Origin of the sequence: Bacillus sp. TH13 (assembly GCF_016651175.1) — a bacterium.
Taxonomy (GTDB): Bacteria; Bacillota; Bacilli; order Bacillales; family Bacillaceae_G; genus Bacillus_A; species Bacillus_A thuringiensis_S.
Genome location: NZ_JAEKEJ010000020.1, coordinates 101,578 through 127,535, shown reverse-complemented (window position 1 = coordinate 127,535; position 25,958 = coordinate 101,578). Strand labels below are relative to the sequence as shown.

Below are 25,958 nucleotides of genomic sequence, written 5' to 3'. Positions count from 1 at the left end.
ATGATCTTTGATGAATATGAAGTAGCGGTAAAAAGTGAATTAACTTTGCAAGGTACGATTACAAAGCCAAAAGCTGGTGGGAAGTATGCTGCTGTTGTCATTATTGCTGGATCTGGAGAAGTTGATCGTGATGGAACGATAGTACCGCTAAAGCTTGAGTCGAACATATATAAAGATTTAGCACATGTAATGGCGCAACTTGGAGTAGTGACGCTCCGTTTTGATAAGCGCGGAGTAGGAAAGAGTAACGGAGAAATTCTGAAGACTGGAATGTGGGATTTAGTTAGTGATATAGAAGCCATGATAACGTATTTAAAAGAACAACCATTTGTTGATCCAGAAAATATCATTTTAGCTGGTCATAGTGAAGGGTGTATGTTAGCCACTGTAGTAAACGCAAGAACACCAGTTAATGGACTCATACTTATTACAGGAGCTGCAGAATCATTAGAAGAAGCTACAAAAAGACAAAGAGAAATTGCTTATAAAGAACTAAAAGAGCAGAAAGGAATAAAAGGAAAACTAATGCGTCTTCTTAATGTAGAGAAACGCGGAGAAAAACAGATGGAAAAAATAAAAGAGAAAATGATGAACACAGAAAAAGATACGATTAAAGTTGGTTTTAAACCGATGAATGCAAAGTGGTTTAGAGAGCATTTTCAGCATGACATCTATAAAGACTTACAACAAGTAACATGTCCAGTACTAGCTATTGCTGGTGATAAAGATATTCAAGCTGACCCTGAAAGAGCAAAGCAGATTGGTGATTATGTGAAGGGTGATTCTGCAGTACATGTAATAAAAGATATGGATCATAGTTTAAAAAGTTTTGAGGGGGAGTTCAAAGCTTTAGAGTTTAAAAAGAATTATGAAAAAGGAGCGGGAAAGCCCCTTCATCCAGAGCTGGAAGAAATAATTGTGAATTGGATGGATACGCATTTTATCTCGCAACATGCGGGTTGAAAGATTCCCGGTTCAATATTAGGCGAAAGTGAGGAAGTCGGAAGGGAGAGTAATTGTCTGTAAAAAAAACGGTTGTTGTAGGTTGATTTAGTTTAGTATATGAATTTATTTTTTTGCGAATTCATTCATTATAAAATGTTCGTTTTTATTAATTAACGCGATAAAAACGAACATTTTTTTATTTAAAATAAATTGGATAATTAAACTATAACATCAATATATACCGTTGAATATCATAATAATATAATGGAGGTGATGTTATATGGCTCTTACTACAGGACCAATTGAAAACGTAGGAAATCAACCTGCTAACGCAAATAAAGTTAGGGTGAAGATCCTTAACCGTACTGCGGGCCCACTTACTGGAGTAGCTAGAGTTTTTAGACTTGACGGTTCATTAGTATTAATTGAACAGGTAAACTTCAATGTGAATTCTAATGCTTCTACTTTTGCAACTCTAAGTTTAGTTCATCCTGCTCTTGGACAAGCATTTGAATATGAAGTTCAAATTGTTCCTAATCAACCTGGTGGACTATATAGTGTTTATGGACTAACAGCTGAAAATGTTATTATTACTGCACAACGTGTTGTGAACTCAGAATTGACACAGTTTCTTTAATTAAAATAGATTGGTGCCTACATGGTATCCAATCTATTTTTGTACGTATTATTCAGAGAAAGAATGGTTTTACACAAAAATAAAGATAGTTATGGAAAAGGGAAAAGTCGAGCTATCATCTTAATTTTTATTATTTCTGTCTTAGACCGTATCTGTTTTGTGGCACGGTTTTCTTTGAATGCATTTTATTCAAACTGTTTTTTAAAGTATTTATCAAATATGCATTATTGCATAAATAAATTTAAATTTATAAGTTAATATTAAACTACTTTTTAGTTGTAAAGAATATGTTAATAATCTTTATAAGAAAAGGATATTCCTTGTAAAAAGTGAAATTGTTTGGAATGTGAATAAATAAAAAGTTTAGAAGTGATACAGACTGGATAGAGTCTTGTATTAAATAAACAGAAAAGGGGTAGGGGTTTCTAAAAGGTTTTGGGGGTTAGAAAGCACTTTTTAGTTAATAGCTTTAAATTATATTTTAAAGGGGAATGGGTATATGAAGTTTCGAAATACAAAGATTGCTATGATTACACTGTCTTCATTTTTTATTTTAGGTTCTGCATCTCTATCATTCACAGATACTATACACGGTGAAGTAGCTCCTGCATCAGCACAAGAGATTATTGTAAAAAGTTATGACGATACATATTATAATAACGCAATAGGAAAAACGGGGTTAGAATTAAAGAAGGAATTGCATAATGTTATTGATAATCATACAAAATTATCATACAGTGCGGTTTGGGAAGCACTAGGAGATACTGATGAAGATCCAAATAATAAAAATAATGTGATACTCTTATATACTGGTCGTTCGCAAGGGAAGCTTACGAATGGATCAGGAGTAAATAACTGGAACCGAGAGCATGTTTGGGCAAAATCTCACGGTGACTTTGGAACGACTGCAGGACCTGGAACAGATCTACATCATTTAAGAGCGACGGATGTATCTGTAAATAGTTCACGTGGAAATCTAGATTTTGATAATGGTGGTGTGAATCATTCTGAGGCGACAGAATGTAAATATGATAGTGATTCTTGGGAACCTCGTGATAGTGTAAAGGGAGATATTGCTAGAATGCTGTTTTATATGGCTGTTCGTTACGAGGGAGACAACGGCGAAATAGATTTAGAACTAAATGAAAAAGTGAATAACAATAAAGATCCATACATGGGGAAACTATCTGTCTTATTAAAATGGAATGAACAAGACCCGGTCGATGATTTAGAGCGAAAGCGTAATGAAGTGATTTTTACAAAATATCAACATAACCGCAATCCTTTTATTGATCATCCTGAATGGGTAAATAAAATTTGGAACTAAGATTTTTAAAGGTATTATATTTTGATAAAAGGGATTGATCATTATGATCAATCCCTTCTTATATTTTTACTAGAATAAATGATTTTTATAGGACTAGTGAGGGAAATAGAATAGATATTTATATGGAACGATAGTACTTATTTATCTAGTTAAGTATTTAGTAAGGTCCCCACTCAATATTCACCCCAACAATAAGAAAAACAAGTCCAATGATAAACCAAATGAGTGCAAGTGGAGCCATGAAACGAATCCATTTTCCATAAGAAATGCCGCTCGCTGCGAGAACGCCCATTAAAACACCGGAAGTTGGATTAAGGCAGTTTACTACACCCTCGCCGAGCATAACAGCCTGTACTGTAACTTGGCGTGTAATGTGCATGAAATCAGCTAATGGAGCTAATATCGGAATAAAAATAACCGATTCTCCTGTTCCGGATGAAATAAGGAAATGTAATGCGGCACTACTTACGTACATACCGATAACACCAAATACAGGGCTTTGTCCTTCAAGAGACTGTGCGAGCTGGTTAACGATAGTATCAAGTAATTTGCCTTGTTCTAAAATGACTGAAATACAGCGAGCCATTCCGACAATTAAAGCACCATAGATAAGGTTTTGGCAGCCAGTTAGAAAAGTAGAAGCGATATCGTTTGCTTTCATGCCACCTATTATTCCGGCTGTAATTGCTATGAAAATAAAAGTAGCGGTCATTTCTGCGTCCGTCCAATGTAGACGAAAAGCGCCTATTAAAAATGCAATTAATGATAAAGCTGAAACGAGTAAAATTAATTTATGACGTATCGTCCAAGGAACTTCTTTTTTCTCTGCTTCCTTTTCGCTTGAAAGAGCGTTACTTGGAAACCAGTTATCGCCAAGAATGCTTCCTTTATTCGATTTTTTCAAGCGCTTTACATACCAATTAATATAAAGGATAGTGGCAAGTAAAAAAGATATATAGATAGCTGTGCGTAAACCAATTCCCGAAAACATCGGAAGTTCTGCGATCTTTTGTGAAATGCCTAAAGGTGAGGGGGATAAAATAGTAGCGTTAAAACCAGCATAAGTGCCTAAATAAATAATTGCTACACCGACGATAGCGTCCCATTTTAATGTGCGTGCAACGATGATACCGATGGGGATAAAACCGATAACTGAATTAACGATAATGCCAGTCGTTCCGAGAATAGAAAAAAGTGCGGCAACGATACAAATGAAAAGTAATTGCTGATTACGAAATTTGTTTATAACATGATAGATTAAACCGTCAAGAGCACCTGTTTTTTCAAGAATGGCAATGGCACCGCCTGTAAATAAAATTAAAAAGATGATCGGAGCAGCAAGTGTCATTCCTTTTTCAATAGCGGTAAAAAAAGAAACAAATCCTACAGGTGATTGCGGAACAGAATGATAGCTACCTGGTATTGTCGTTGTAACGGTCCCGTTTGTAACTCTTTTAAATTCTCCAGCGGGAACGAAATATGTAGCAATGGCGCAAAGTAAAGCAATAAAAAATAGTAGTACGTACGCATCAGGCATTTTAAACTTTTGTTTACTAGGTTGTTTTTTTGCCTCAGTTTGTATTTGCATAAAATCCCTCCTTCTTCACTTGGTTAATTTTTAATATTCTGAATTCAATCTGTGAAATAGATTATAATAAAGGTAGCTTCTTAAGGCAATAGTTTTTGTATCCTTTTCCCGCACATACAAATTATTGCAATATTAGACAGGGAAACGATAATAAGCCAAGAATATGTTATGTAAAAAGAAAAAGGAAAAGAGGGAACAAGATGTGGAAAACTACTGATCTATGTGATGAATTTGAAAAGGAATTACAAATATGTCGCCAGTCTTTTCGGTCTTTTGGGAAGAAAGAACAATTCCATGGGAAAATTGCAACTGTAAAAGTGAAAGATGATAATGTACTAGTGAAGGAAGGATTGCAAACATTACCAGAAGGAACAGTATTAGTTGTTGATGGAGGAGCGTCTGCTAATTGTGCGTTACTTGGTGATAATTTGGCAGCTATTGCAGAAGAAAGAAAGCTAGCAGGAATTATTGTGAATGGGTATGTTCGTGATTCTAGTGAACTAAAGAATATTAATATTGGTATTTTAGCGTTAGGAACGATGCCAAATAGAAGTGTGAAAGAAGGAAAAGGAGAACGAAATATTTCATTGCACTTTGGACAAGTAGAATGGAATCCAAATGAATATGTCTATGCGGATGAAGATGGCGTCATTATTAGCGAAAAGAGTTTACATAGTTAAGAGTTAATAAGTTATTATTCTTAGAAAATAAATCCGATAAAGCATGGACAAAATTCTTTGTCAATAGTAAAATAATACAGAAATTTAAAATTTACAGAATGTATAGGTTTATCGTTTTATGATAACTTAAATGGAAGTAAGTTGTGCCAAGAAAAGTGAATGTTATCACAATGATACGTTCATAAACAAAATTATTTTTCCTATACAAATATAGCCGCGAATAATGCGGGTAGGAGGTGTTGTACATTTTTGTTCGACACTTACAAAAAGAGAGTGTCAATCGCACGCCCTTGAAGGGCCTTTTTTTGTGTAAATGGTAGTAAGGGAGGAAATTTTGGGATGGCAATGTTGAAAAAGTGGCTGCTTACGTCGTTAATGGCAGTGACACTTGTATTTGTTTCTTTTGCGAATACAGTACATATTACGTTTGCTGAAGAAAATACAGCAAAACTTGCAATTATTGGGGAATCACAAAAAGGCATTATGTTATGTCCGAAAGAAGAGCAAATTAAAGATGGGGAAACAGCTTTAAGTTTGCTGCAAAAGGTCATGGGGGACAAGGTAGAATCTGAAACGATGTCGTTTGGAACATATGTAAAAGGAATCGATGGTTTAATGGCCGGGGATACAAGTGCTTGGCTGTATGATGTAAATGATAAGTCTGCAGAAGTCGGAGCAGATAGTTATAAATTAAAATCTGGAGATGTTGTTGTCTTTCGCTTTGCTTCAGACTGGAGCAATATAAGCCAGGAAACATTGAAAGAAACGTTAGATAAGTTTGGGACGTGTAAAACAGAAGAACCAAAGACGGATGATCCAAAACAAGAAAAACCAGAAGAGCCAAAGACGGATGATCCAAAACAAGAAAAACCAGAAGAACCAAAGACGGATGATCCAAAACAAGAAAAACCAGAAGAACCGAAGACGGATGATCCAAGACCAGAACAACCAGAACAACCAGAACAACCAGAACAACCAAAGCAAGAGAACATTCAAGATTCAAGTGCACAATTAAACGAAGCCATTTCTAAAACATCAGATAAGATGTTACAAGATGGAATTGAAAGTGATTGGGTAGCTGTAGCGCTTTCTCGTTCTGGAAAGAATGTGCCAATTGAGGCAAAATTAAATTATGTTAAGTCAGTAACTGAAAAAGTAGAAAAGCGCATTAATCGTTTTTCAGCGACAGATTTAGCTAGAACAATTATTATGATGAATGCAATGAGTGCAGACCCTAAAAATGTAGGTGGACATAATTTAGTTCAAAAATTGTATGAGTCAGATAAAGTGAATTCTGTTACAGGTTATGCATTTGCTTTACTTGCATTTGATACGAAGAAGTATGAGATTCCAGTTGAATCAAAATGGAACAGAGTTGCTCTAGTGGAAGCACTGTTAAATAATCAGCATACAGACGGTGGATGGACTTATAATAGTTCAGGTAGTAAAGATAGTGCTAGTAGCGTTGATGTAACAGGTATGGTTTTATCAGCATTAGCCCCTTATCAAGAGCGATCAGATGTGAAACCAGCTATACAAAAAGCTGTTGCGTATTTATATAACGAACAGCTGCAAAATGGTGGTTTTTCAGCTGATGGACAAGAAAATTCAAATAGTACTGCGCAAGCAATTATTGGATTATCGCTTGTTAAAGATGTAGATCAAAACCGTCTTCATAAGGCAATGCAAAACCTATTATCATATCAACTTTCAAATGGTGAATTTAAATGGTTACCAAGTGATCAAAATGGTAACGGAATGGCTACAGAACAGGCTCTTTTAGCATTACTTCAATTTAAGGAAATGGGGAAATCTATTTATGATTGGTCTAATGTAGACATTGGTGATGTAATTAAGCCAAAACCGATTGAAGAGCCAGAAAAGGTCGTTGAACCAGAAAATAATGTAGTAGAAAAAGAAGTTACTGAAGAACCGAAAGAACAAAAACAAGTACAAGAAGAAACAAAAGATGAAAATCTAAAAGTAGTTGTAGATAACGAACCGGTTAAGAATAAAAAAATCGGAAACGGTAACAGTCTACCAAAAACAGGAGCATCTTCTCATAGTCCAGCAACAGAAGTAGGTATGGGTGTATTATGTATTGCTTCTGCATATGTATTATGGAGACGTAAAGCAGCTTAACAAAAAATTAGGAGCAATTATTTGCTCCTAATTTTCGTATGAAAGGTGAGAGATAGGATGAGTAAGGTGAAATGGTTCATTTCTTTACTGCTTTCGCTCGGGCTACTTGCCGGATGTGAAGAGGCAGCTGTAAAGCCTGAAAAGAAGGTAGAACCGAAGCAAGAAGAGGTAGCGAAACAAGAAGAACAAAAAGATGAAGCGAAGCCAGAAGAAAAAGCAGAAGAAAAGCAGCAAGAAGAACAGAAAGAGAAACAAGAACAAAAAGTAGAAGAGAAGCCGAAAGAGGAAAAGCCGCAGGCACAACCAGAGGTAAAGAAAGAAGAGAAACAACAGGAACAACAGCCGGCTGTAAATAAGCAACCAGAGCAGCAACAAGCACCAGAAGAGAAACAACAACCGAAAGCACCAGAAGTAAAAGAAGAAGCAAAGGTTGTGAATCAGCCGAAAGAAACACCGAAGCAGGAGCAAAAGAAAAAGCCAGAAGAGAGCAATAGTGTACCAGCTCCACCAACACCGGTACCACCACCAAACCCAGTGCCACCACCAGTACCACCACCAGTACCACCAGTACCTAAAGCAAAACAAGTAACAATCTCGGTAAAAGGAAATAACGGATATATAATGGGTGCGAAAAAGATGGATGTACAAGATGGCGATACTGTGTATAAAGTATTACAACGTACAGGATTAGATGTTGATGCAAGCGGATCTAGAGATAGTATTTATGTAAAAGGTATTAATGATTTATATGAAAAAGATATTGCGGATACTAGTGGATGGAAATATCGTGTGAACGGTGCTTTTCCAAACCATAGTGCTGGTGTAGCTACGGTAAAACCAGGAGATACAATTGAGTGGGTATACGTATTACAATAAGAAAGGCATTCGGTAAAGGGCTATGAAAATAAGTTTTTCTTCTTTACATCCTTTTGTGAATTTTTTCTATTATATCGGGGTGATGATACTATGTACGGTGTGTCTTCATCCTCTTTTTTTAATTGGAGCAATAGTATTAATTATTATGTTAAATGTGATGCAAGGAAATAGCGAAAAGATAAGAAAGATGCTACCGAGCACAATTGTTTTCTTTTTTATGGTAATTTTATTTAATTCGTTATTAACGCATAGAGGTCGAACTACGTTATTTTGGTTAGGTGATAGCCGTATTAAGCTTGAGGCGATTATGTTTGGAATAGTAATGGGGTTATTACTAGTTGCAGTTATGTTTACGTTTGCGTCGTACAATGATATTATGTCCAGTCATAAATTTTTATATTTGTTTTCAAGAATTTCACCGAAAGTTGCATTGTTAACGATGATTACAGTGAGATTTGTTCCTTTGTTTATAAGACGATTAAAGAAAATCACACTCGTCCAAAAAACGAAAGGTGTGCAGGTAGATTCAGGTTCGATAATTGAACGCGTCAAAAATGGTATGCAATTGCTGCAAGTATTATTAATTTGTTCATTAGAAGATGCACTGCAAACGGCAGATTCTATGCAAGCTCGTGGATTTGGTGTAACGAAGCGTACGACGTATATTCGCTATAGAATGGAAAGGCGTGATTGGTATACGCTCAGTTATTTAATCATTTTATTTATAGCTGCTATTGTATGTAGTAATTATGGCGGAGGGAAATTGATTATTTATCCGAAAGTCGAATCTATTTTATTCCAGCAATACGATGGAATGATGTTTGTATTATTTACACTGTTTATTAGTTTACCAATTATGATGGAAGGGAGAGAATGGATATGGTGGCGCATGCAGAAATAAACAATTTATCATTTGTATATGCTGATGAAAACGAATACGCGTTACAGCATATTTCTCTTTCTGTTCAAAAAGGTGAGTTTATTGCACTTGCTGGAGGATCGGGATCTGGGAAGACGACGTTATTAAAACATTTTAAAAAGGAGTTACTTCCAATTGGTACGCGTTCTGGAGAGATATTTTATGAGGGTGTTTTAATAGAGGAAGTAGCTGATTTGTTATCTGCCCAAGAAATTGGGATGGTATTTCAAAACCCAGAAAACCAGATTGTTATGGATACAGTGATTCAAGAATTAGCATTTTCTTTAGAAAATATCGGATTACCATCACATATTATTCAAAAAAGAATAGCAGAGCTTATTAGCTTTTTAGGATTTCAAGATTTATTGCATCAATCTGTTCATACGTTATCTGGTGGGCAGAAGCAGCTTGTCAATTTAGCTGCGGTATTAGTTATGCAGCCGAAATTGCTATTATTAGATGAACCGACAGCGCAGTTAGATCCAATCGCTGCAAAAGAATTTTTAGGATTATTAAAACGGATTAATGAAGAACTTGGAATTACGATTATTTTAAGTGAACATCGCTTAGATGAAGTTATCCCGCTTGCAACACGCGTTGTTTGTATGGATAATGGCCGTATTATGTATGATGGTAGTCCTAAAATTGTTATTACGGATATGTGGGGAGTAGAAACATTCCGTCCATTTATTCCGCAAATTCCAAGGCTATTTTTAGAGTGGAATGTGAGAGATATTCCGTTTACAGTGCGAGAGGCGCAAATGAAAATGAATGATTTTGCAGCGATATCATATGTAAATGAGCCAATAGCACAAAGTGAAAAGCAAGAGGTAATTTTAAGCGCAGAGCATATTTCGTTCCAATATGAAAAAAATAGTCCGCTTATTTTACGTGATTTATCAGTTTCGATTGAAAAAGGAAAATGGGTAGCACTCGTTGGGAAGAATGGTACAGGTAAGTCTACACTGTTAACGATTTTAGCAGGATTACAAAAAGCGAGAAGAGGGAAAGTAAAGTGGAACGGAAAAGTGATACATAAAATTGATTCGAAAGAACGATTTAAAAGTATTGGGTATGTATCGCAGCATCCGTATTATCATTTTACATTTGATACAGTATGGGACGAGGTTTATGAACGTGCACGTGAATTATACGGAGAACAAGGAAAAGAAATAGCAGAAGATACGCTAAAACAGTTTTGGTTGTATTCGCTTAAAGAACGCCATCCGCACGATTGTAGCGGAGGAGAGCAACAATTACTTGCGTTATGTACGACGTTATTATCAAAGCCGACTTTATTATTACTGGATGAACCGACAAAGGGGTTAGATCCATGGAAGAAAGAAAGAGTAGGAGAGCTATTTAGGAAGCTACAAAAAGAAGGAACAACAATTGTAATGGCGACGCATGACATTGAATTTGCAGCGAAATACGTTGATCAATGTATGATGTTATTTGATGGAACAGTCATTATGAATGATGCACCGAAAGAATTTTTTAGCGGCAACTTCTTTTATACAACATCTATTAACCGATTCATTCGAAAAGAATTGCCATATGCATTAACGTGGGAGGATGTGTACGAAGCTTGTCCAAAAGATATGTTGCATTCATAATATGTATCTTTGCAGTAATAATCGGCACATTACTCTTTACGACACTTGTCATGGACGGTTATTACATGTTAAGTAGTTTGTTTATATTAGCGGTTATTATGTTACCTTTCTATATCCGTTTTGAAAGAAAGGCGTTTGTTTCACGTGAAATTGTTCTCGTTGCTGTATTAGCGGCAATTGCAGCAGTAAGCCGGGTGCCATTTTCTATTTTACCAAGTGTACAACCAACTTCTTTTGTCATTATCGTTTCTGCAATTGTATTTGGAAGTGAAACTGGTTTTATGATTGGTGCTACAGCAGCAATTGTATCTAATATTTTTTTAGGACAAGGTCCATGGACACCGTGGCAAATGTTTTCGTGGGGTATGATTGGTTTTATAGCAGGTTTACTTCGTAATACATTTTTTATGAAAAAGCTATGGGGAAGACTTCTTTACGGAGTAATTGTTGGCTTTTTATTTGGCTGGATTATGAATTTCTGGGGCCTTCTCGGTTTTATACGAGAAGCAACGTGGGAAACTGTCATTTCGTATTATATCGCAAGTTTTTACTTTGATTTGAGCCATGCGATTTCGAATGTTATTTTCTTATTACTATTTAGTACTTCATGGATTACGATTCTTACAAGATTTAAAAAGAAATACGGTATATTAGATGAGCATAACGTGACATAGAAAAGCATACTCATATAAGGTAGGGTCGCGACTTACATATTCGTTTGCCTCTTTCATGCTTCTTACATATTGTAAGGAGCATTTTTTTGTCAAAAAATCGATTTAATATACATCCGTTATTATATAAAATTATTTGTATAATTGTAGGTGAGAACTTCTTTCAAAAGGGAGGTGTATAGTTAATGAAGTTAGTTATTCCGAAGCAACATGGTGCATGGGCTATGCTTGTTATTCCTTTTTTATTAAGTGTCATACTTGGAAAACCTACTATTTATCATATTCCATTGTTTTTAGCGTGGTTCTTTATCTATTTAGCCACGTATCCATTTCTTACGTACATAAAGCAAAGACGAAAAAAAGAGTTTTTACAAGCTGCCATTGTTTATTTCAGCATTGCGTTCCTATTTGGGACGATTTCTTTATTATATGAGTGGCGAATTCTTTTATTCTTAATAGTAATGATTCCATTATTTATAGTGAATATGTATTACGCCCGTCAAAAAAATGAAAGAGCACTATTAAATGATATTTGTGCAATCATTGTGTTTTGTATCGGTGGGTTAATTAGTTATTACTTTTCAATGAAGCAAATCGATCATACAGCTTTATTCATTGCACTTATTTCATTTTTATACTTTTTAGGTAGTACGCTCTATGTGAAAACGATGATTCGTGAAAAAAATAACCCGAAGTATCGTCTTATATCTTGGGGATATCATATCGTATTAACGATAATCATATTTGTGATTAATCCGTGGTGTTCTCTTATTTTTATACCAAGTGTCATTCGAGCAATTGTGTTGTATGGCAAAAAAATTTCTATTATAAAAGTAGGAATTTTAGAAATTGCTAATTCTGTATATTTTTTAATCATAACGGCAATAATTATGAAGTATGCCATTTGAAAAAACTTCCCATCAATTGATGGGAAGTTTTTAATCTTTTTCTAAAATGTGAACGGTGTACTCGCAACGTTGAATAGCTTGTTCAACAGCATAAAGTGATTGTTCAATACGAGCACGATTAAAATCTTTTTCAACTGTTTCGAGCGCTTCTTCTAAACAATTTTTAGCTTCTTGTAATGATTGAAAAGAATCTTGTACATATCCGCGAGCATTTTGATGCATTTCATAATCCTCCTTGCATGTTCGTATATGGGTAGTATGAACAGTAAGGAAGAAAATATAATTTGTTATATTTATTATATTTGTTTGACAATTAAAGTGGAATTACGTATAGTAAGAATTAAGTGAATATTTTCTTATCCAGAGAGGTGGAGGGACTGGCCCGATGAAACCCAGCAACCGCGATGCAGGTGCTAATTCCAGCAGAACATATTTGTTCTGGGAGATAAGACGAAGATATATACGTAACTTCTTCTTATCGGAGAGGTTTTTTTATTGCAAAAAAACCGATTACGAAAATTTATATTAAGAAGAAAGGGGTTGCGCATTACTGTGACACTCGAAAAATACGTAAAACTGCGTAGTACAGTTTATGAATATATGATAGAGCAAGATAAGCCAATATCATTGTTAGATATTCAAGAACATATCGTTTCGCATCATGAAGGAAAATTCACGAAAAAGATGTTGCATCAATTTTATTTATCAAGATTATTAGACGAACTAAAACTGGATGGGAAAATTACATTAGCTGATGAATATCTCTATGCTGAAAAAGGGGTATTGTATAAGGCGAGAAAAGGGAGCTAAGCTCTCTTTTTTTCTTAAAATAACGGAGTATGTAGAGTAAAAGACTGCTAAAGCAGCCTGATACAGGGAATGGTGTTGAGTGTGTAGTGTCAAAAATTGAATGTGCCTGAAAGAGGCAATTCATATCGGCTGCAAATGAAAAGAGACACCTTCGCCGAATAGGTGTCAGTCGTTTTGTCATATAGACTTGCTATTTGACAGTTATTAGAATAACATGCAGGGGTTGTGGAAGTCAAAAGGGAATTAAAGGAAGAGGTGTTGTTATGTATGCTTATTTAATAAAAGAACTATATAAGCATATTCCGAAATATATTATTGATAGAGGATATGAATATTATGAAGATGGGCATGTAGAAGATGTTGAAGTACATGATAATAAAGTATTTGCTTTTGTGACGGGTAATGCAGGGAATTATGAAGTAGTTATCGATCTCGAAGATTTTTCAGAAAGTAACTGTGAGTGTCCCTATGAAAATTATTGTAAACATATGGCGGCAGTTGTTTATGATATTCAAGGTGCTGGTGAGAGTGCAGTTAAAGAGAAACTGAAAGATTTAGAAAAAGAAGAGTTACTTATATTATTGAATCGATTGTTGCAAAGTTCGAAAAACGTACAAATTGTAGAGAAATTGTTAAAGAAGGGGTAACTTTAACTTATAGAGGGAGTTGTTTTGTAGTGAACGTACTAATTGTATACGCTCATCCTAATCCTTCAAGTTTTAACGCGGCGATTTTAAATCATGTGCAAAAAGGACTACAGGAAACAAATCATTCAGTTACCGTACTTGATTTATACAAAGAACAATTTAATCCAGTCCTCGTATTTAATGAAGAGAAGAAAAGACGTGATTTAGTAAATGAAGAAGAAACAGCTCGGTACAGAACGTTAGTAGAAGAAGCAGATACACTTCTATTCATCTATCCAATATGGTGGTGGGGGATGCCAGCAATTTTAAAAGGATTTATCGATCGTATTTTCGTAGCTGGATTTGCTTATAAATATGAAGGGGCTCTGCCGAAAGGATTATTGCAAGGGAAAAAAGCGTGGGTTATTAATACGTTAGACTCGCCTCTATGGTACGTCGCATTGTTATATCGATCAGCAGATTGGATTATGATGAAGAGAGGTGTTTTACGTTTTTGTGGCATTCGCGATATAAAACGTTCAGTGTTTCAATCTGTGAAAACGAGTAAAGTATCAAAGCGTGAAAAATGGTTATTACAAATAGAAGAAAAGGCTCGTACATTATGAATGAAGTCGACCGTATTATAAACTGTATTCAGTATGACGGCGAACTTTTTCGGAAGTATGTTACGTGTTTACTTCAATTGAAAAAATGTAGTAAAACATTTCAGCAAATTCAAATAGAGTTAAGAAATGACTACTTGATAAGAGGAATTTGTGAAAGAGAAGTTGATGAGGTAGTACGGGGAAGTAAAGAATATGAAACATATTTTCTTCCTAAAGCGTTACAGTGGAATTTTTTGAGTGAACATCCACACTTGATCGGAAAAATTTGCGAAGATTTTTTTGCATTTGAGGCATTATATCTTAAGGACATAGAGTGGAATACAGTTATAAATTGCATGGGAAATAAATGATTTATTATGTAAAAAAGCTAGTATAAAACTAGCTTTTCGTTTAAATAAATAAGAAGCATAGACTAATGATAAAACCCGCATATAGTAAGTTCACAACACAAAATCCCATAATGTCACGAGCACCTAAACCAGCTATCGCTAATGCTGGTAATGCCCAGAAAGGTTGAATTAAATTCGTCCAAGCATCGCCCCATGCAATTGCCATTGCTGTTTTTGCAGCAGGTACACCAAGTTCAGCGCCAGCTGGAATCATAATTGGTGCTTGCACAGCCCATTGACCGCCGCCAGATGGAACGAAAATGTTAACAATGCCAGCACTTAAAAATGTAAAGAGCGGAAAAGTCGTTTCATTTGAAATGCTAATAAAGAAATTAGAAATAGCTCCTCCAAGTGAAAGTCCTTCACTATTTGCTCCAATCATCATGCCCATAATTCCTGCGTAAAACGGAAATTGAAGTAAAATGCCAGAAGCACTTTTCGTAGAGTCTGAAAAAGCGCGAATATACTGAATCGGAGTACTGTGGAAAATAAGACCTGCAATTAATAACATAAAAATCACGATATCGAGAGTAAGGTTAAAACCTTTCGTATAAAAGTAATTGAAAATATAAATGAGACCTAACAATCCAACGCAAAGTGTAATAATAATGCTATTTTCCATCTTTTCAGCGAATGTATTTTTTTCTACTTCTTGAGCAGCGGCTTCTTCATGGAACACGCTAGGGTCTACAGTGATCGTATGTTTTTCATCTGGATGCATCGCCTTATTAATGAGAGGCATCGTAATGAGAAAAATAATAACTGGAACGAGAGCGTATGGTGAGAATAACGTTTCTGTTATTGGAATCGCCTCTTTAATACTTCCAGCAGTCGTTTTAATTAACGTTTCACCGCCTGTTGCTAACGTAAGAGGGATAGAGGCAGAAAGACCCGCATGCCAAATGAGAAATCCAGAGTAAGAAGAGGCAATTGCTAGTCTATAATCTAATCCGTCCAGCTGCCTTGCCACTTCTTTTGCGTATAAAACAGATACAACAATTCCAAAGCCCCAGTTTATGTATGCACCAAGTAAACTTACAATTGAAATGGCAATAATGCCTTGTCCATTCGTTTTTGGTAGTCTGGCAGCTTTCGTTAATCCCTTTTTAATAAGAGGAGCATTTGCTAAAGCAGATCCAGTCACGAGTACAAGTGCCATTTGCATAGAAAAGGCGAGGAGTCCCCAAATTCCATTACCCCAGTGATTAATCATTTCTACAGGGGTTTGGTGAGTCGCAAACATACCAAAGAAGATAACGAAAACAGTTAGTAAACATGATAAAATAAACGGTTCTGGCAAGAAGCGTTGCACCAAGGCGACGCAACCATTTGTAAAGGAACGAAACAAAATAGATCACCCTCCTTATGTATATGTATTACAATTATTCGAGGTTGTTTAGGAGATAACCTCCAATATAAAGAAAATTCAGATATTTATAGGGTGGTAATTTATTGATAGGTTGATATAGAGCCTTGTATCAGATTCTGCTTTTAATATACTAGAAGAAAACGGTTGGAAATGGGGTAGCACTTATAGGGATAGTATAGAGAAAGGTTACTAGCTGGCTTTAAAGCAACTGTTGCAAAGGGAGAGGAGATTCAATACAATAGTGTTGCATTACATGAGAAATATGTTTTAGCACAAATCTAGCTAAAAATGTTTATACAAATACATTTAAAATTGATGGGGGAATTATGATCAAAAGTTTTTATCTTTTAAAGCCTAAAATGTTTACGGCAGATATGTATTATAAAGTTTTTATTACAGGTGACTGTATATATTTTATAAAGATTGGCGGACAGTTTCATAGTCGACATGCTTATAAAAAACAATTACCTGGTATTTCAGAGCTATTGTTTTTGCTCTGGTTCAAAAAAATTGAGAAAAAACAATTAAACTTAGAAACTGAAATAGATACAAAAATACATACTGGCGATGTACATGAACTCTTGCAATTAAAGAATAACTTTTCAATTGAAATAAATACAATTGAAGAGGTAGTATTAAATAAACGAGGAACGTTTCATACAGGTTTTAATGATAATGGAACAATTTCCTTTATGTTAAAAAATGGTCAAAAAATAAAGTTCATCATCCCGGAAGAAACTTTATTTTCATCTATAGAAGAAATTTTCGACCAATATGAACAGACAATCTTTGTAAGGGAAGTGTTTTAACGAATTCTCCAAAAGGTGTGGATGTATTAGTTAAACACTTAATTAAACATGTAAACTGCTTATATAAATTTTGATAGGCGTGTTTTAAGCAGTTATTCTTTCAGTATCTTCTAATATGTAGGAGTATAAATAAAATATCCCAACAAGAAAAAGCTTCCACTACTGTGGAAGCTTTTCTAAATAATGTGCAATATCAACATACATATTTGAGTAAACCGAATGTATTTCATTACTTGGCGTTGCGTTAGAAGAGAAGTGGGCGATTACCATATTTGCTTTCGGATCGATGTAAAGTGTTTGTCCGTAACTACCTAACACTTCACAAGCACCTTGTTCATTGTGCGGAATCCACCATTGATTATGATAAGAAATGGAAGCTCCAGGGCCAATTGCAAGTTCACCTTCTTGGACATTTTTTATATCTTCAGTAATAGAAGAAGGGAGAATTTGTTTTCCATTATATTCCCCGTTGTTTAATAGTAATTGCCCAAATCTCGCCATATCTCTAGCAGTTGCATTTAATCCAGCACTAGCTTGTTCTACTTTTGTTTCATCTGTAACGTAATACGCGTTTTCTTCCATACCAATTTGAGACCAAATTCGTTCACTTACATTTTCAGCTAGTGATTTACCAGTAATAGTTTTAATAATCCAAGCGAGCGTTTCTGTTGATCCGTTATTGTAAGAAAAGGAAGAACCAGGCGGTGCAGTTTCTTCGGCTTCTCGTAACATATCATAAATTTTCATCGGACCGTCGTAGTTTTTGCCGCGGGGTAAAATATTGCTAGCTAAATATAATTGTGCATCTTGATTTTCTAGCCCAGGCTGCTCATATCCGTGGGTCGGGTATTCTGCTGACACTTGCATGTCCATTAATTGCTGAAGTGTGGCATTACCGAACGGTGTGTTTTTTAATTCTTTTATGTAAGTGTCAGCTGTTTTTTCTAAGTCAATACGTTTTTCTTCAGCGAGAGATTGTATAATTGCCCCGGTAAAGACTTTTGCTAATGATGCCATACCATGAGGTTCATTCTGTTTATACCCATTGAAATATCGTTCGTAAACAAGTTGTCCATTATGTACAACGACAAAAGCATCTGTTTTGTTATCGTCTAAAAGTTTTTTTAGAGGAGTTGTATTTCCGAATCTACGCTCCACAGCAAAATCGTCTAAGTTTTGCAATGCGGAAGGGAAGTGAGCAATTTGGTCAGGATTGTTTTTTACGTTATTAACTAAAGTGAATTCTTTCATATGGGTATATGACCAACGTAAGTAAGGGTCATTTAACCAGTTTTCTTTTGTCACATTATGTTTTGATGGGGTCGTTTTATTTTGTTTGAAGTAAGTAAACCCAAGCCCTGTAATTACAAATATGAATGTTAGTATAAGTAAGAGTAGGGGAGATTTTTTTAGTTTCATATATGGCCCTCCTTTTTATTTCTACTATAAGTATACGCTCGTCTTGAAAGAAATACAAAATAAGGAAAGTAAACGGGGAAGTTTACTTTCCTTATTAACGTTAAGCGGAAATTTTTCCGTCTGTAGGTTGTTTCTTGAATTTTTGTTTTCGTCCGTGTAATCCATAATATAAAAGTAAAGTGAACGCAACGATAATAGCTGCGATAAAATACATATTATGATAACTGGATTTCGCTGCGACAATACCTAAAATGAAAGAACCAAAGCCAATACCACTATCAAAGAATGAGAAATACGTAGCTGTCGCAGAACCACGTCTATGGTTTGGAGCGGCAGAAATCGCAATCGTTTGGAAACTCGGAATTAATGTTCCGTAACCTAAACCGATTAGCATACCTGCGCCAAGGAACCAAAATGAAGTTTGTGCTTGGCTTAATATGAACATTCCGATTGTGAAAATAATGATAGCAGGGTAAACGAGTACATTTTCACCGAAGCGATCAAAAATCTTTCCTGTAAATGGACGAGAAATGACAACAACAAGTGCGTATAAAATAAAGAAGTAACTTGCAATTTCACTTAAACCGAGTTCTTTCGCATAAATAGGAATAAAGGATAAAATACCACTATAAGAAAAGGCTAAAACAAATCCTGTAAGTGCAATTGGAATAGAAGATGGTTCGATTAAGTCTTTCCATTTCATTTTTTCACGTTTTTGTTTGCTAACAGGTGCTTCGTGTGGAATATCTACAAGTAGTCCTAATAAAAATGCAAGTAATGAAAATACGGAACAAACGATAAATAACACAGTAAACGAAAAATGAGAAATAATTGTTAAACCTAAAAAAGGACCAATTACCATCGGCAGACTCATAAATACGCCGAAATATGCAAGTGCTTCGCCTCGTCGATGAGCTGGCGCAACATCAGTTACGATCGTACCAGTAGCTGTCGTTGCCATCCCGAACCCAATACCGTGTAAGAAGCGAAGGGCAAGTAATAAGAATAAACTTTGCGCACCGAAATACATAACAGTAGCGGCTAAAAATAATGAAAGTGAAATAAATAATATTTTCTTTCTTCCTAAATCATCGAGCCATTTTCCTGTGAATGGTCTACATAAAACAGAAGAAATAAGAAACACAGTTGCAACTAAACCAATTTCCTCAGGTTTTCCTTTTAGGCCGTCTATTACATAGACAGGTAGAGTAGTCATAAGCATGTAAAATGTTAAGAAGAGAAATAGACTACTAAAACAAGTTCCGAGGAAATCCTTCGTCCAAAGTTTCTCACTTTGCATCGTCATCCCTCCAATTTAATCTAAATTTTTAATAATTTGTTGTAACACTTGAAATGCTTGATGTAAATCATCTTCGTTAATACCTTCTAGCGTTTTTTCTTCGAAAGTATCAACTTCTTCTTGCCATATTGGAATCATCTTTATCGCTGTTTCGGATAAAGAAATGAGCTTCTCACGGCGATCTTTACCTTCTGTACGAATAATCCATCCCATCGTTTCCATACGTGTTAACGTACGAGTCATCGTTGGTGATTCAACATTTAAATACTGGCACAATTCTGTTTGCGTACAAGAACCAGTTTGATTAATGCGGAAAATAACAGCCCATTGCGCACTAAATAACCCTGTTGGAGATACACGTTCATTAAATTTCTTCGTAAACTTTCGAGAAGTCTGGCTGACGATGTGAAAAAAATGTTGTTTTTCGTCCATGTATTTTGATCCTTTCAAATTAGTTACCTAGCTAACTATATACTTTTTTATAATAATTGTCTAGTAATAGACATGTTGATTTATGTAAAAAATTCTTATAGGTTTTATGTTGCGAACGTACATTCTACGTGCTATTCTTTAATTAAGTAAAGAATTTTCTTTCTATTAAATAGAATGGGGGAACTTGTGATGATTAAGCCTGCAACAATGGAGTTTGTTTCACTATCGAACGGAGAAACGATTGCATATCAGGAAGTTGGAAGGCGAAATACAGATATTCTTGTACTCATTCACGGGAACATGACATCGTCACAACATTGGGATTTAGTTATTGAAAAGTTGCAAGATCAATACCATATTTACGCTCTTGATTTAAGAGGGTTTGGACAATCAACGTATAATCAATCGATAGATTCATTACAAGACTTTGCAGACGATGTAAAATTATTTATCGACGAGTTAAAACTAGAGAAATTCTCATTAATGGGCTGGTCAATGGGCGGTGGCGTTGCGATGCAATTTACAGCGAATCACCCAACTTTTGTAGAAAAGTTAATTTTAGTAGAATCAGTAGGAATGAAAGGTTACCCAATCTTTAAAAAAGATACGAATGGGCAGCCAATTGTATCAAGTTTAGTAAAGACGAAAGAAGAAATTGCGCAAGATCCAGTACAAATTGCTCCAGTATTAGACGCGATAAAAAATATGAACAAACTATATTACCGTACAGTATGGAATCTATTAATATATACACATAATCAACCTGAACCGGACCGTTATGAAAAGTATTTAGATGATATGTTAACGCAACGTAATTTCGTAGATGTGAATTATGCGCTCATTACATTTAATATTTCAGATGAACATAATGGGGTTGTAGAGGGAAGTAAACAAATTCATCGTATTAAAGCGCCAACACTCGTCATACAAGGCGATAGAGATTATGTCGTTCCGCAAGTAGTCGGTGAGGAATTAGCGAAACATTTGCCAAATGCAGAGTTGAAGGTATTAGAAGATTGCGGACACTCGCCGTTTATTGATTGTTTAGATGTATTTATAAAACATGTAGAGAATTGGTTAGAACAGAAATAATCCCCGAAATGAACAGTATTGCATATACTATAACATTTGTATGTTAAAGGGGAGATTATCAATGCATCAACCATTTTTCATCGCTTATTCGCCATATAATCATTACGCATATACAAAAATGATGATAAAACCGCTGTATATGCAAGTTTCGCCAGCTGTAGTTCCTTTACAAATGCAATATCCGCAGCCACCAATCGCTAACGCACAGCAATACTTATATGAAACTGCTTTTTATAAACATCCATACTTTAAGCAATTTCATAACAATGTGAAAGCACAAGTTTGGGAAGGATAAGGTAACAAGCTAAAAGATTCATTCTTTTAGCTTGTTTTTTATTGCGAATATTCGTACACGCATTTGCAGAAACAGTTTATAATGAAAAGTGGAAGCGTGAGAAGGAGAGGGAAAGGGATGTCAATGCGTTTTACTTTTTGGATTATGGTTGGGATTGTAGCAATCTCGGGTTTATCACAAGGAATGCTCTTACCTGCCATTGCAATGATTTTTGAACAAGAAGGGGTTAGTTCAAGTATTAATGGTATTCATGCGACGGCATTGTACATTGGGATATTAGTCATTTCGCCGTTTCTTGAAAAACCGATGCAAAGGTTTGGAATGAAGCCGATTATTGTTATAGGTGGGTTTCTCGTTATTATTTCATTATTCTTTTTTACACAAACATTTTCGTTTTGGGTATGGTTTATCCTTAGATTTCTAGTTGGAGTCGGAGATCATATGCTTCATGTCGGAACACAAACGTGGATCACGACAACATCAGACCCAAGTAAAATAGGGAGACAAGTATCGATATACGGTGTATTCTTCGGAATTGGTTTTGCCGTTGGCCCGTATTTAGCAAGCACTGTGCAGTACGGTCTTGCAACGCCATTTATTATATCTACTATACTTTGTTTAATAGGTTGGCTTTTACTACTTCCAACAAAAAATGCATTCCCAGCGCAAGATGAAAGAGAAGCGAAGAGTGAATCATCATTTTCTCGTTATAAACAAGTTGTTGGATTAGGATGGATTGCACTGCTAGGACCACTTGCATATGGCGTACTTGAAGCAATGCTAAACAGTAACTTACCAGTATACGCACTTCGTAAAGGGTGGTCTGTTTCAGATGTATCCTTCTTATTACCAGCATTTGCAGTTGGGGGTATTATTACACAAATTCCGCTCGGTATATTGAGTGATAAATACGGAAGGGACCGTATATTAACGTGGACGTTTAGCATAAGTACGGGCATTTTTCTACTTGCCGCCGTATTTGATCAATATTACTGGATCGTCTTTGCCTGCATGCTTTTAGCGGGTATGGTTATTGGATCGTGCTTCTCTTTAGGGCTTGGATTTATGACTGATTTATTACCGAGACATTTACTACCGGCAGGTAATATATTATCCGGAATCGCTTTTAGTTTAGGAAGTATTATGGGACCTGTATTAGGCGGCGTATTTATAGAAAAAATACAGTATACAAGCTTTTTTATTGCGGTTATGATTATAATGGGAATTCTCGCAATGTTATATATGGTCTACATGAAAAATCAATTTGCATCAAGAAAAATAGAAAGTAGGTTAGGGCATGACAAAACAACCTAATAAAAAGAAATTTGAAGTACTTGAAAATGAAACAATTACAGACTGCTTAGCACGTATGGAACAAGAAGGCTACGCTCCGTCTCGTCGTATGGAAGAGCCAATCTTTCATGAAGTAAAGAAAGACGGCAAAACAGTAGTTGAGCCGTGCGGTAGGAAGATTGTTTTTGAAGGGAAATTGAAGTAATCCAATAACAAATTCTCTTTATAGTATAGAGCCATCCAATAGTTGGGTGGCTTGTTTTTTTATTAATAAATGAAGGAATTGAATAGAATGAATCTCTCGTTCATTTGTCCTAATTGGCTTCTTTATATGGGACAAAAGATTGCTACTTTTTTCGTATATTGGTAAAATAAGTTCTTGGGTCTTACTTATTGTTATCGGTATAATGTTTGTCGCTTGAATGAAAGAAATTAGTTACAAAAATTTCGCACTATGTAAAGGGGTACAGCAACGATCCCTTTTTTGGAGGCACTTTAAACATAAAGCGAGAGAAGAGGCTATATGAACGATTCTCCTATCTTGTTTAAATATTAAACGAGTTACTGCAATTGGAATAGGTATATCAAACTAGTCGACATCCTGATGGATCATCTTTTTCTAGTAACCTATCATTTCTGATGGAATCGATAGATTGCTAGAAAGCGGAAAACAATTATTAGTATATTCCGAAGCAGGTGTAACAGAGTGTCCTTCCATAATGAAGGGTAAAACCAAAATACGTTGTTTTAAAGAATGATTTGTTAGAACTGGTTATAAGGAATAAAACAGAAAAGAGGATCACATGTTAGATACTTTACAGAGAAGTAAAAAGTTTTTTTTAGTATGTCTTATTTTTTTAGTGCTTTTAACCGCTTGTGGTAATACAGATGTTAAGACATCTAAAGCTTCATTACCACCGGCTGAATCCAATATAGATACATCATTAAAAGCACCAAATTGGGTAGAGAAAAGTCCTATCCAACAGTCTCCTAATTTTACGGAAGATAAAAAAGTACAATCGGTTGTGAATTTAATAGCAACGGGTGATAATTTATATCATGACGCAGTAATTAAAGATGGCAAACAAAAAGACGGTTTATATGAGTATAATTATATTTATGAAAATATCAAAAAAGCTGTTAAATCAAGTGATCTTGCTATAGTGAACCAGGAGACTCCGATTGCCGGAAATAATTTAAAAGTACAAGGATATCCGACTTTCAATACACCTGAAGAAGTAGGCCAATCTTTAGTGGACACTGGATTCAATATAGTGACTCAAGCGACAAATCACGCTATGGATATGGGTATTAAAGGTGTTGCGAATACAAGAGAATACTGGAAGAAATATCCGGATGTTATCCCGGTAGGTATTAATGAGAGTCAAAACGAGCGTAATGAAATAAAAACGATTACAAAAAATGGTATTCGTTTTGCATTACTAAATTATACATATGGTACGAATGGAATTAAAATTCCAGCTGATAAGTCTTGGGCTTTAAATTTAATTGATAAAAAAGCGATACAAAATGATGTGGAAAAGGCAAAGAGTAGCTCTGATATGGTGATTGTTATGGTGCATTGGGGAGTAGAATATACCTCAACACCTTCAAAGCAACAAAAAGAAGTTGCTCAATATTTAACAGATTTAGGTGTAGATGTAGTAATTGGAAATCATCCACATGTAATTCAACCAATTGAGTGGAAAAAAAATAAAGATGGACATGAAACGCTAATCTATTATTCTCTTGGAAATCTTATTTCTGCGCAAGAAAAATTAGAAACATTGGTTGGAGGATTATCTTATGTACAATTTGTTAAGTATGAAGATAAAACTTTTGGTATACGACAAGCGGCAATCGTACCGACAGTAACCGACTATGCTGATGGTAAGAAACAATTTAAAATTCAATTTTTAAAAGATTATTCGGATGAAAATTCTAAAAAACATGGAATTAAAAAATTTGTCGGCCCGGTTTCTTTGAAGGATTTCAAGGAGATTCCTAGAGACGTGTTGGGAAATTGGTATAAAGACTAATAAACAAAAAGGGAATGAGATACAATTAAAAAATTTATAATTTTAGCATTGGTATTAGCAATGGGATGGAGTCTTGCTGCTTGTAGTGGAAAGCAAACATCTCAGGCAACTACTAATAATAACGATAAAAATAAAAATGAAATACATGCGAAGAAAAAAGATGTTTTACCTATCTCTGATGTTAATGATTGGAGAATTATCCTTGTAAATAGAGAGCATATGTTATCAAAGGAACTAGGAATTGAATTAACAAGTATCACCCAAAATGCGAAGCCAAATATGAAAATAGATAGTAGAATTGCAACTTCCTATCAGGATATGGTAGCAGCTGCAAAAAAAGAGGGAATCAATCTTTATTTAAGATCAGGTTATCGAGCTATAAAATTACAACAAACTTATTATGATGCTTCAGTTAAAAGCTATAAATCTCAAGGTTTGTCGGATAAAGAGGCTAGTGCTAAGGCATTGGAATATCTTCAGTATCCTGGTGCAAGTGAACATCATACTGGATTAGCGTTAGACATTATTTCAGTTGAATGGCAGAATACTGTAGAAGATTTAAATGCAAAATTTGAAACTACCGATGCATTCAAATGGTTAGATAAGAATGCTGCAGAATATGGATTTATTCTCCGCTATCCAAAAGATAAAGAGAATATTACTGGCATTAAGTATGAGCCATGGCACTATCGTTATGTAGGAAAAGAAGTTGCCGTTTATCTAAAAGAAAAAGGGTTAACTTTAGAAGAATATAACGAAAAAATTAAGTCTGGTAAGTAAAAATATGCTTTAATTTTATTAAACATTATGCACTGCTACAAGAAAAGGTGAATCTGAGGATGTGTTAACCTTCCGCCTAGTATTGTAAAAACTGAGTATGATAATTTGAGCACGTATGAACCAGTTATCGTGTAAAAAGATGTATGTATTAAGAAATTAAAGTTAAGGATCTGATATTCATATCAGATCCTTTTTCTATCGTTCTTTTAAGAGCGACTGAGCCAAAATATTGGAATGAATATAGAAATAAAAAAGCCCAAGGAATAGTAAAACGAATCAGGGAGTATACTCGTACGCTTCATTGGGATTATCCAGAAATAGTTGTTGATGAAATAAGAAAGAATTGGTCTTACTCTCAAGCAAGGATTTA

Annotated in this window: 26 protein-coding genes, 1 pseudogene and 1 riboswitch; of the genes and pseudogenes, 21 read left to right on the top strand and 6 right to left on the bottom strand. The window is 35.1% G+C overall.

What is annotated here, in order from left to right; translation table 11 throughout:
• The 3 genes and pseudogenes from JFU02_RS05360 to JFU02_RS05350 all read left to right on the top strand — a co-directional run bounded on the left by JFU02_RS05360 (position 1) and on the right by JFU02_RS05350 (position 2,909).
• Positions 1-1,026, top strand: a pseudogene (locus JFU02_RS05360) (alpha/beta hydrolase family protein).
• A gap of 199 nt (positions 1,027-1,225) precedes the next feature.
• Entirely contained in the window at positions 1,226-1,582 is a 357-nt protein-coding gene (locus JFU02_RS05355) for a hypothetical protein (RefSeq protein ID WP_001229415.1), read from the top strand.
• A 499-nt stretch (positions 1,583-2,081) separates the two neighbouring features.
• Positions 2,082-2,909: an endonuclease I family protein gene (locus JFU02_RS05350; RefSeq protein WP_061666592.1), complete on the top strand. Its 828-nt coding sequence runs from the start codon at positions 2,082-2,084 to the stop codon at positions 2,907-2,909.
• A gap of 157 nt (positions 2,910-3,066) precedes the next feature.
• On the opposite strand, the gene JFU02_RS05345 is transcribed toward JFU02_RS05350, so the two are convergent.
• Complete coding sequence (locus JFU02_RS05345; protein WP_001166974.1) at positions 3,067-4,497, bottom strand: YfcC family protein; 1,431 nt, start codon at positions 4,495-4,497, stop codon at positions 3,067-3,069.
• Positions 4,498-4,697: 200 nt separating this feature from the next.
• Here JFU02_RS05345 and rraA point away from each other — a divergent pair, with 200 nt between their 5' ends.
• The 7 genes from rraA to JFU02_RS05310 all read left to right on the top strand — a co-directional run bounded on the left by rraA (position 4,698) and on the right by JFU02_RS05310 (position 12,309).
• Positions 4,698-5,177, top strand: a complete 480-nt coding sequence (gene rraA / locus JFU02_RS05340) for a ribonuclease E activity regulator RraA (protein WP_061666591.1) — start codon at positions 4,698-4,700, stop codon at positions 5,175-5,177.
• Between the two features lie 339 nt (positions 5,178-5,516).
• Positions 5,517-7,319, top strand: a complete 1,803-nt coding sequence (locus tag JFU02_RS05335) for a DUF4430 domain-containing protein (RefSeq protein WP_086406960.1) — start codon at positions 5,517-5,519, stop codon at positions 7,317-7,319.
• A gap of 57 nt (positions 7,320-7,376) precedes the next feature.
• A complete protein-coding gene (locus tag JFU02_RS05330) occupies positions 7,377-8,195 on the top strand; it encodes a DUF4430 domain-containing protein (RefSeq protein WP_097959990.1) in 819 nt (272 codons plus the stop codon).
• Between the two features lie 22 nt (positions 8,196-8,217).
• Positions 8,218-9,096, top strand: a complete 879-nt coding sequence (locus JFU02_RS05325; protein WP_061666588.1) for an energy-coupling factor transporter transmembrane component T — start codon at positions 8,218-8,220, stop codon at positions 9,094-9,096.
• Positions 9,069-10,730 carry an ABC transporter ATP-binding protein gene (locus JFU02_RS05320; RefSeq protein WP_048568382.1) on the top strand — a complete coding sequence of 554 codons (1,662 nt, stop codon included), beginning with the start codon at positions 9,069-9,071 and terminating at the stop codon, positions 10,728-10,730. Before JFU02_RS05325 ends, JFU02_RS05320 begins: the two co-directional genes overlap by 28 nt.
• Positions 10,703-11,404 carry an ECF transporter S component gene (locus JFU02_RS05315; protein ID WP_000044901.1) on the top strand — a complete coding sequence of 234 codons (702 nt, stop codon included), beginning with the start codon at positions 10,703-10,705 and terminating at the stop codon, positions 11,402-11,404. The genes JFU02_RS05320 and JFU02_RS05315 overlap by 28 nt, the downstream gene beginning before the upstream one ends.
• Before the next feature lie 182 nt (positions 11,405-11,586).
• Entirely contained in the window at positions 11,587-12,309 is a 723-nt protein-coding gene (locus tag JFU02_RS05310) for a YwiC-like family protein (RefSeq protein ID WP_061666586.1), read from the top strand.
• Between the two features lie 30 nt (positions 12,310-12,339).
• Here the strand turns inward: JFU02_RS05310 and JFU02_RS05305 are convergent, their stop codons facing one another.
• Positions 12,340-12,531 (bottom strand): hypothetical protein, encoded by a 192-nt coding sequence (locus JFU02_RS05305; RefSeq protein WP_000554032.1) that lies wholly within the window; start codon positions 12,529-12,531, stop codon positions 12,340-12,342.
• Between the two features lie 131 nt (positions 12,532-12,662).
• Positions 12,663-12,761: riboswitch (SAM riboswitch) on the top strand.
• A gap of 100 nt (positions 12,762-12,861) precedes the next feature.
• Between JFU02_RS05305 and JFU02_RS05300 the strand changes: the two genes are divergently transcribed.
• The 4 genes from JFU02_RS05300 to JFU02_RS05285 all read left to right on the top strand — a co-directional run bounded on the left by JFU02_RS05300 (position 12,862) and on the right by JFU02_RS05285 (position 14,721).
• Positions 12,862-13,119: a hypothetical protein gene (locus JFU02_RS05300; RefSeq protein ID WP_000171476.1), complete on the top strand. Its 258-nt coding sequence runs from the start codon at positions 12,862-12,864 to the stop codon at positions 13,117-13,119.
• A 263-nt stretch (positions 13,120-13,382) separates the two neighbouring features.
• On the top strand, positions 13,383-13,766 hold the full coding sequence (locus JFU02_RS05295) for an SWIM zinc finger family protein (protein ID WP_061666585.1): 384 nt from the start codon (positions 13,383-13,385) through the stop codon (positions 13,764-13,766).
• Positions 13,767-13,795: 29 nt separating this feature from the next.
• The gene (locus JFU02_RS05290; RefSeq protein ID WP_086406963.1) at positions 13,796-14,371 is read left to right on the top strand and encodes an NAD(P)H-dependent oxidoreductase; all 576 of its coding nucleotides are present in this window, start codon (positions 13,796-13,798) and stop codon (positions 14,369-14,371) included.
• Positions 14,368-14,721, top strand: coding sequence for a group-specific protein (locus tag JFU02_RS05285; protein WP_061666583.1), 354 nt, complete (start codon positions 14,368-14,370; stop codon positions 14,719-14,721). The genes JFU02_RS05290 and JFU02_RS05285 overlap by 4 nt, the downstream gene beginning before the upstream one ends.
• A 40-nt stretch (positions 14,722-14,761) precedes the next feature.
• On the opposite strand, the gene JFU02_RS05280 is transcribed toward JFU02_RS05285, so the two are convergent.
• A complete protein-coding gene (locus JFU02_RS05280) occupies positions 14,762-16,108 on the bottom strand; it encodes a short-chain fatty acid transporter (protein ID WP_000490012.1) in 1,347 nt (448 codons plus the stop codon).
• A 347-nt stretch (positions 16,109-16,455) separates the two neighbouring features.
• Here JFU02_RS05280 and JFU02_RS05275 point away from each other — a divergent pair, with 347 nt between their 5' ends.
• Entirely contained in the window at positions 16,456-16,938 is a 483-nt protein-coding gene (locus tag JFU02_RS05275) for a hypothetical protein (protein WP_000597312.1), read from the top strand.
• A 159-nt stretch (positions 16,939-17,097) separates the two neighbouring features.
• Here JFU02_RS05275 and JFU02_RS05270 read toward each other — a convergent pair whose 3' ends face one another.
• The 3 genes from JFU02_RS05270 to JFU02_RS05260 all read right to left on the bottom strand — a co-directional run bounded on the left by JFU02_RS05270 (position 17,098) and on the right by JFU02_RS05260 (position 20,089).
• The gene (locus JFU02_RS05270; RefSeq protein WP_000768749.1) at positions 17,098-18,357 is read right to left on the bottom strand and encodes a serine hydrolase domain-containing protein; all 1,260 of its coding nucleotides are present in this window, start codon (positions 18,355-18,357) and stop codon (positions 17,098-17,100) included.
• Positions 18,358-18,457: 100 nt separating this feature from the next.
• Positions 18,458-19,657, bottom strand: a complete 1,200-nt coding sequence (locus tag JFU02_RS05265; protein ID WP_001190318.1) for an MFS transporter — start codon at positions 19,655-19,657, stop codon at positions 18,458-18,460.
• 15 nt (positions 19,658-19,672) lie between these two features.
• Positions 19,673-20,089 (bottom strand): MarR family winged helix-turn-helix transcriptional regulator, encoded by a 417-nt coding sequence (locus tag JFU02_RS05260; RefSeq protein WP_000343675.1) that lies wholly within the window; start codon positions 20,087-20,089, stop codon positions 19,673-19,675.
• A gap of 189 nt (positions 20,090-20,278) precedes the next feature.
• Between JFU02_RS05260 and phaZ the strand changes: the two genes are divergently transcribed.
• The 6 genes from phaZ (at position 20,279) to JFU02_RS05230 (ending at position 25,588) form a co-directional block, all read left to right on the top strand.
• Positions 20,279-21,181, top strand: coding sequence for an intracellular short-chain-length polyhydroxyalkanoate depolymerase (gene phaZ, locus JFU02_RS05255; protein WP_000594878.1), 903 nt, complete (start codon positions 20,279-20,281; stop codon positions 21,179-21,181).
• Positions 21,182-21,242: 61 nt separating this feature from the next.
• Positions 21,243-21,476: a hypothetical protein gene (locus JFU02_RS05250; RefSeq protein ID WP_000554159.1), complete on the top strand. Its 234-nt coding sequence runs from the start codon at positions 21,243-21,245 to the stop codon at positions 21,474-21,476.
• A gap of 117 nt (positions 21,477-21,593) precedes the next feature.
• The gene (locus tag JFU02_RS05245; RefSeq protein WP_000062796.1) at positions 21,594-22,790 is read left to right on the top strand and encodes an MFS transporter; all 1,197 of its coding nucleotides are present in this window, start codon (positions 21,594-21,596) and stop codon (positions 22,788-22,790) included.
• Positions 22,774-22,974, top strand: a complete 201-nt coding sequence (locus JFU02_RS05240; RefSeq protein WP_000166303.1) for an NETI motif-containing protein — start codon at positions 22,774-22,776, stop codon at positions 22,972-22,974. The genes JFU02_RS05245 and JFU02_RS05240 overlap by 17 nt, the downstream gene beginning before the upstream one ends.
• Positions 22,975-23,572: 598 nt before the next feature.
• Complete coding sequence (locus JFU02_RS05235; RefSeq protein WP_086406966.1) at positions 23,573-24,808, top strand: CapA family protein; 1,236 nt, start codon at positions 23,573-23,575, stop codon at positions 24,806-24,808.
• Positions 24,809-24,856: 48 nt separating this feature from the next.
• Positions 24,857-25,588, top strand: coding sequence for a M15 family metallopeptidase (locus JFU02_RS05230; protein ID WP_080345723.1), 732 nt, complete (start codon positions 24,857-24,859; stop codon positions 25,586-25,588).
• Positions 25,589-25,958 lie beyond the last annotated feature (370 nt).

What these genes read in the sequence shown, in the direction of transcription:
- rraA (WP_061666591.1), top strand. Translation starts at nt 4,698, where the DNA reads ATGTGGAAAACTACTGATCTATGTGATGAATTTGAAAAGGAATTACAA.
- JFU02_RS05245 (WP_000062796.1), top strand. Translation starts at nt 21,594, where the DNA reads ATGTCAATGCGTTTTACTTTTTGGATTATGGTTGGGATTGTAGCAATC.
- JFU02_RS05285 (WP_061666583.1), top strand. Translation starts at nt 14,368, where the DNA reads ATGAATGAAGTCGACCGTATTATAAACTGTATTCAGTATGACGGCGAA.
- JFU02_RS05355 (WP_001229415.1), top strand. Translation starts at nt 1,226, where the DNA reads ATGGCTCTTACTACAGGACCAATTGAAAACGTAGGAAATCAACCTGCT.
- JFU02_RS05335 (WP_086406960.1), top strand. Translation starts at nt 5,517, where the DNA reads ATGGCAATGTTGAAAAAGTGGCTGCTTACGTCGTTAATGGCAGTGACA.
- JFU02_RS05235 (WP_086406966.1), top strand. Translation starts at nt 23,573, where the DNA reads ATGTTAGATACTTTACAGAGAAGTAAAAAGTTTTTTTTAGTATGTCTT.
- JFU02_RS05325 (WP_061666588.1), top strand. Translation starts at nt 8,218, where the DNA reads ATGAAAATAAGTTTTTCTTCTTTACATCCTTTTGTGAATTTTTTCTAT.
- JFU02_RS05295 (WP_061666585.1), top strand. Translation starts at nt 13,383, where the DNA reads ATGTATGCTTATTTAATAAAAGAACTATATAAGCATATTCCGAAATAT.
- JFU02_RS05270 (WP_000768749.1), bottom strand. Translation starts at nt 18,357, where the DNA reads ATGAAACTAAAAAAATCTCCCCTACTCTTACTTATACTAACATTCATA.
- JFU02_RS05320 (WP_048568382.1), top strand. Translation starts at nt 9,069, where the DNA reads ATGGATATGGTGGCGCATGCAGAAATAAACAATTTATCATTTGTATAT.
- JFU02_RS05345 (WP_001166974.1), bottom strand. Translation starts at nt 4,497, where the DNA reads ATGCAAATACAAACTGAGGCAAAAAAACAACCTAGTAAACAAAAGTTT.
- JFU02_RS05265 (WP_001190318.1), bottom strand. Translation starts at nt 19,657, where the DNA reads ATGCAAAGTGAGAAACTTTGGACGAAGGATTTCCTCGGAACTTGTTTT.
- JFU02_RS05305 (WP_000554032.1), bottom strand. Translation starts at nt 12,531, where the DNA reads ATGCATCAAAATGCTCGCGGATATGTACAAGATTCTTTTCAATCATTA.
- JFU02_RS05250 (WP_000554159.1), top strand. Translation starts at nt 21,243, where the DNA reads ATGCATCAACCATTTTTCATCGCTTATTCGCCATATAATCATTACGCA.
- JFU02_RS05260 (WP_000343675.1), bottom strand. Translation starts at nt 20,089, where the DNA reads ATGGACGAAAAACAACATTTTTTTCACATCGTCAGCCAGACTTCTCGA.
- JFU02_RS05330 (WP_097959990.1), top strand. Translation starts at nt 7,377, where the DNA reads ATGAGTAAGGTGAAATGGTTCATTTCTTTACTGCTTTCGCTCGGGCTA.
- phaZ (WP_000594878.1), top strand. Translation starts at nt 20,279, where the DNA reads ATGATTAAGCCTGCAACAATGGAGTTTGTTTCACTATCGAACGGAGAA.
- JFU02_RS05240 (WP_000166303.1), top strand. Translation starts at nt 22,774, where the DNA reads ATGACAAAACAACCTAATAAAAAGAAATTTGAAGTACTTGAAAATGAA.
- JFU02_RS05310 (WP_061666586.1), top strand. Translation starts at nt 11,587, where the DNA reads ATGAAGTTAGTTATTCCGAAGCAACATGGTGCATGGGCTATGCTTGTT.
- JFU02_RS05350 (WP_061666592.1), top strand. Translation starts at nt 2,082, where the DNA reads ATGAAGTTTCGAAATACAAAGATTGCTATGATTACACTGTCTTCATTT.
- JFU02_RS05275 (WP_000597312.1), top strand. Translation starts at nt 16,456, where the DNA reads ATGATCAAAAGTTTTTATCTTTTAAAGCCTAAAATGTTTACGGCAGAT.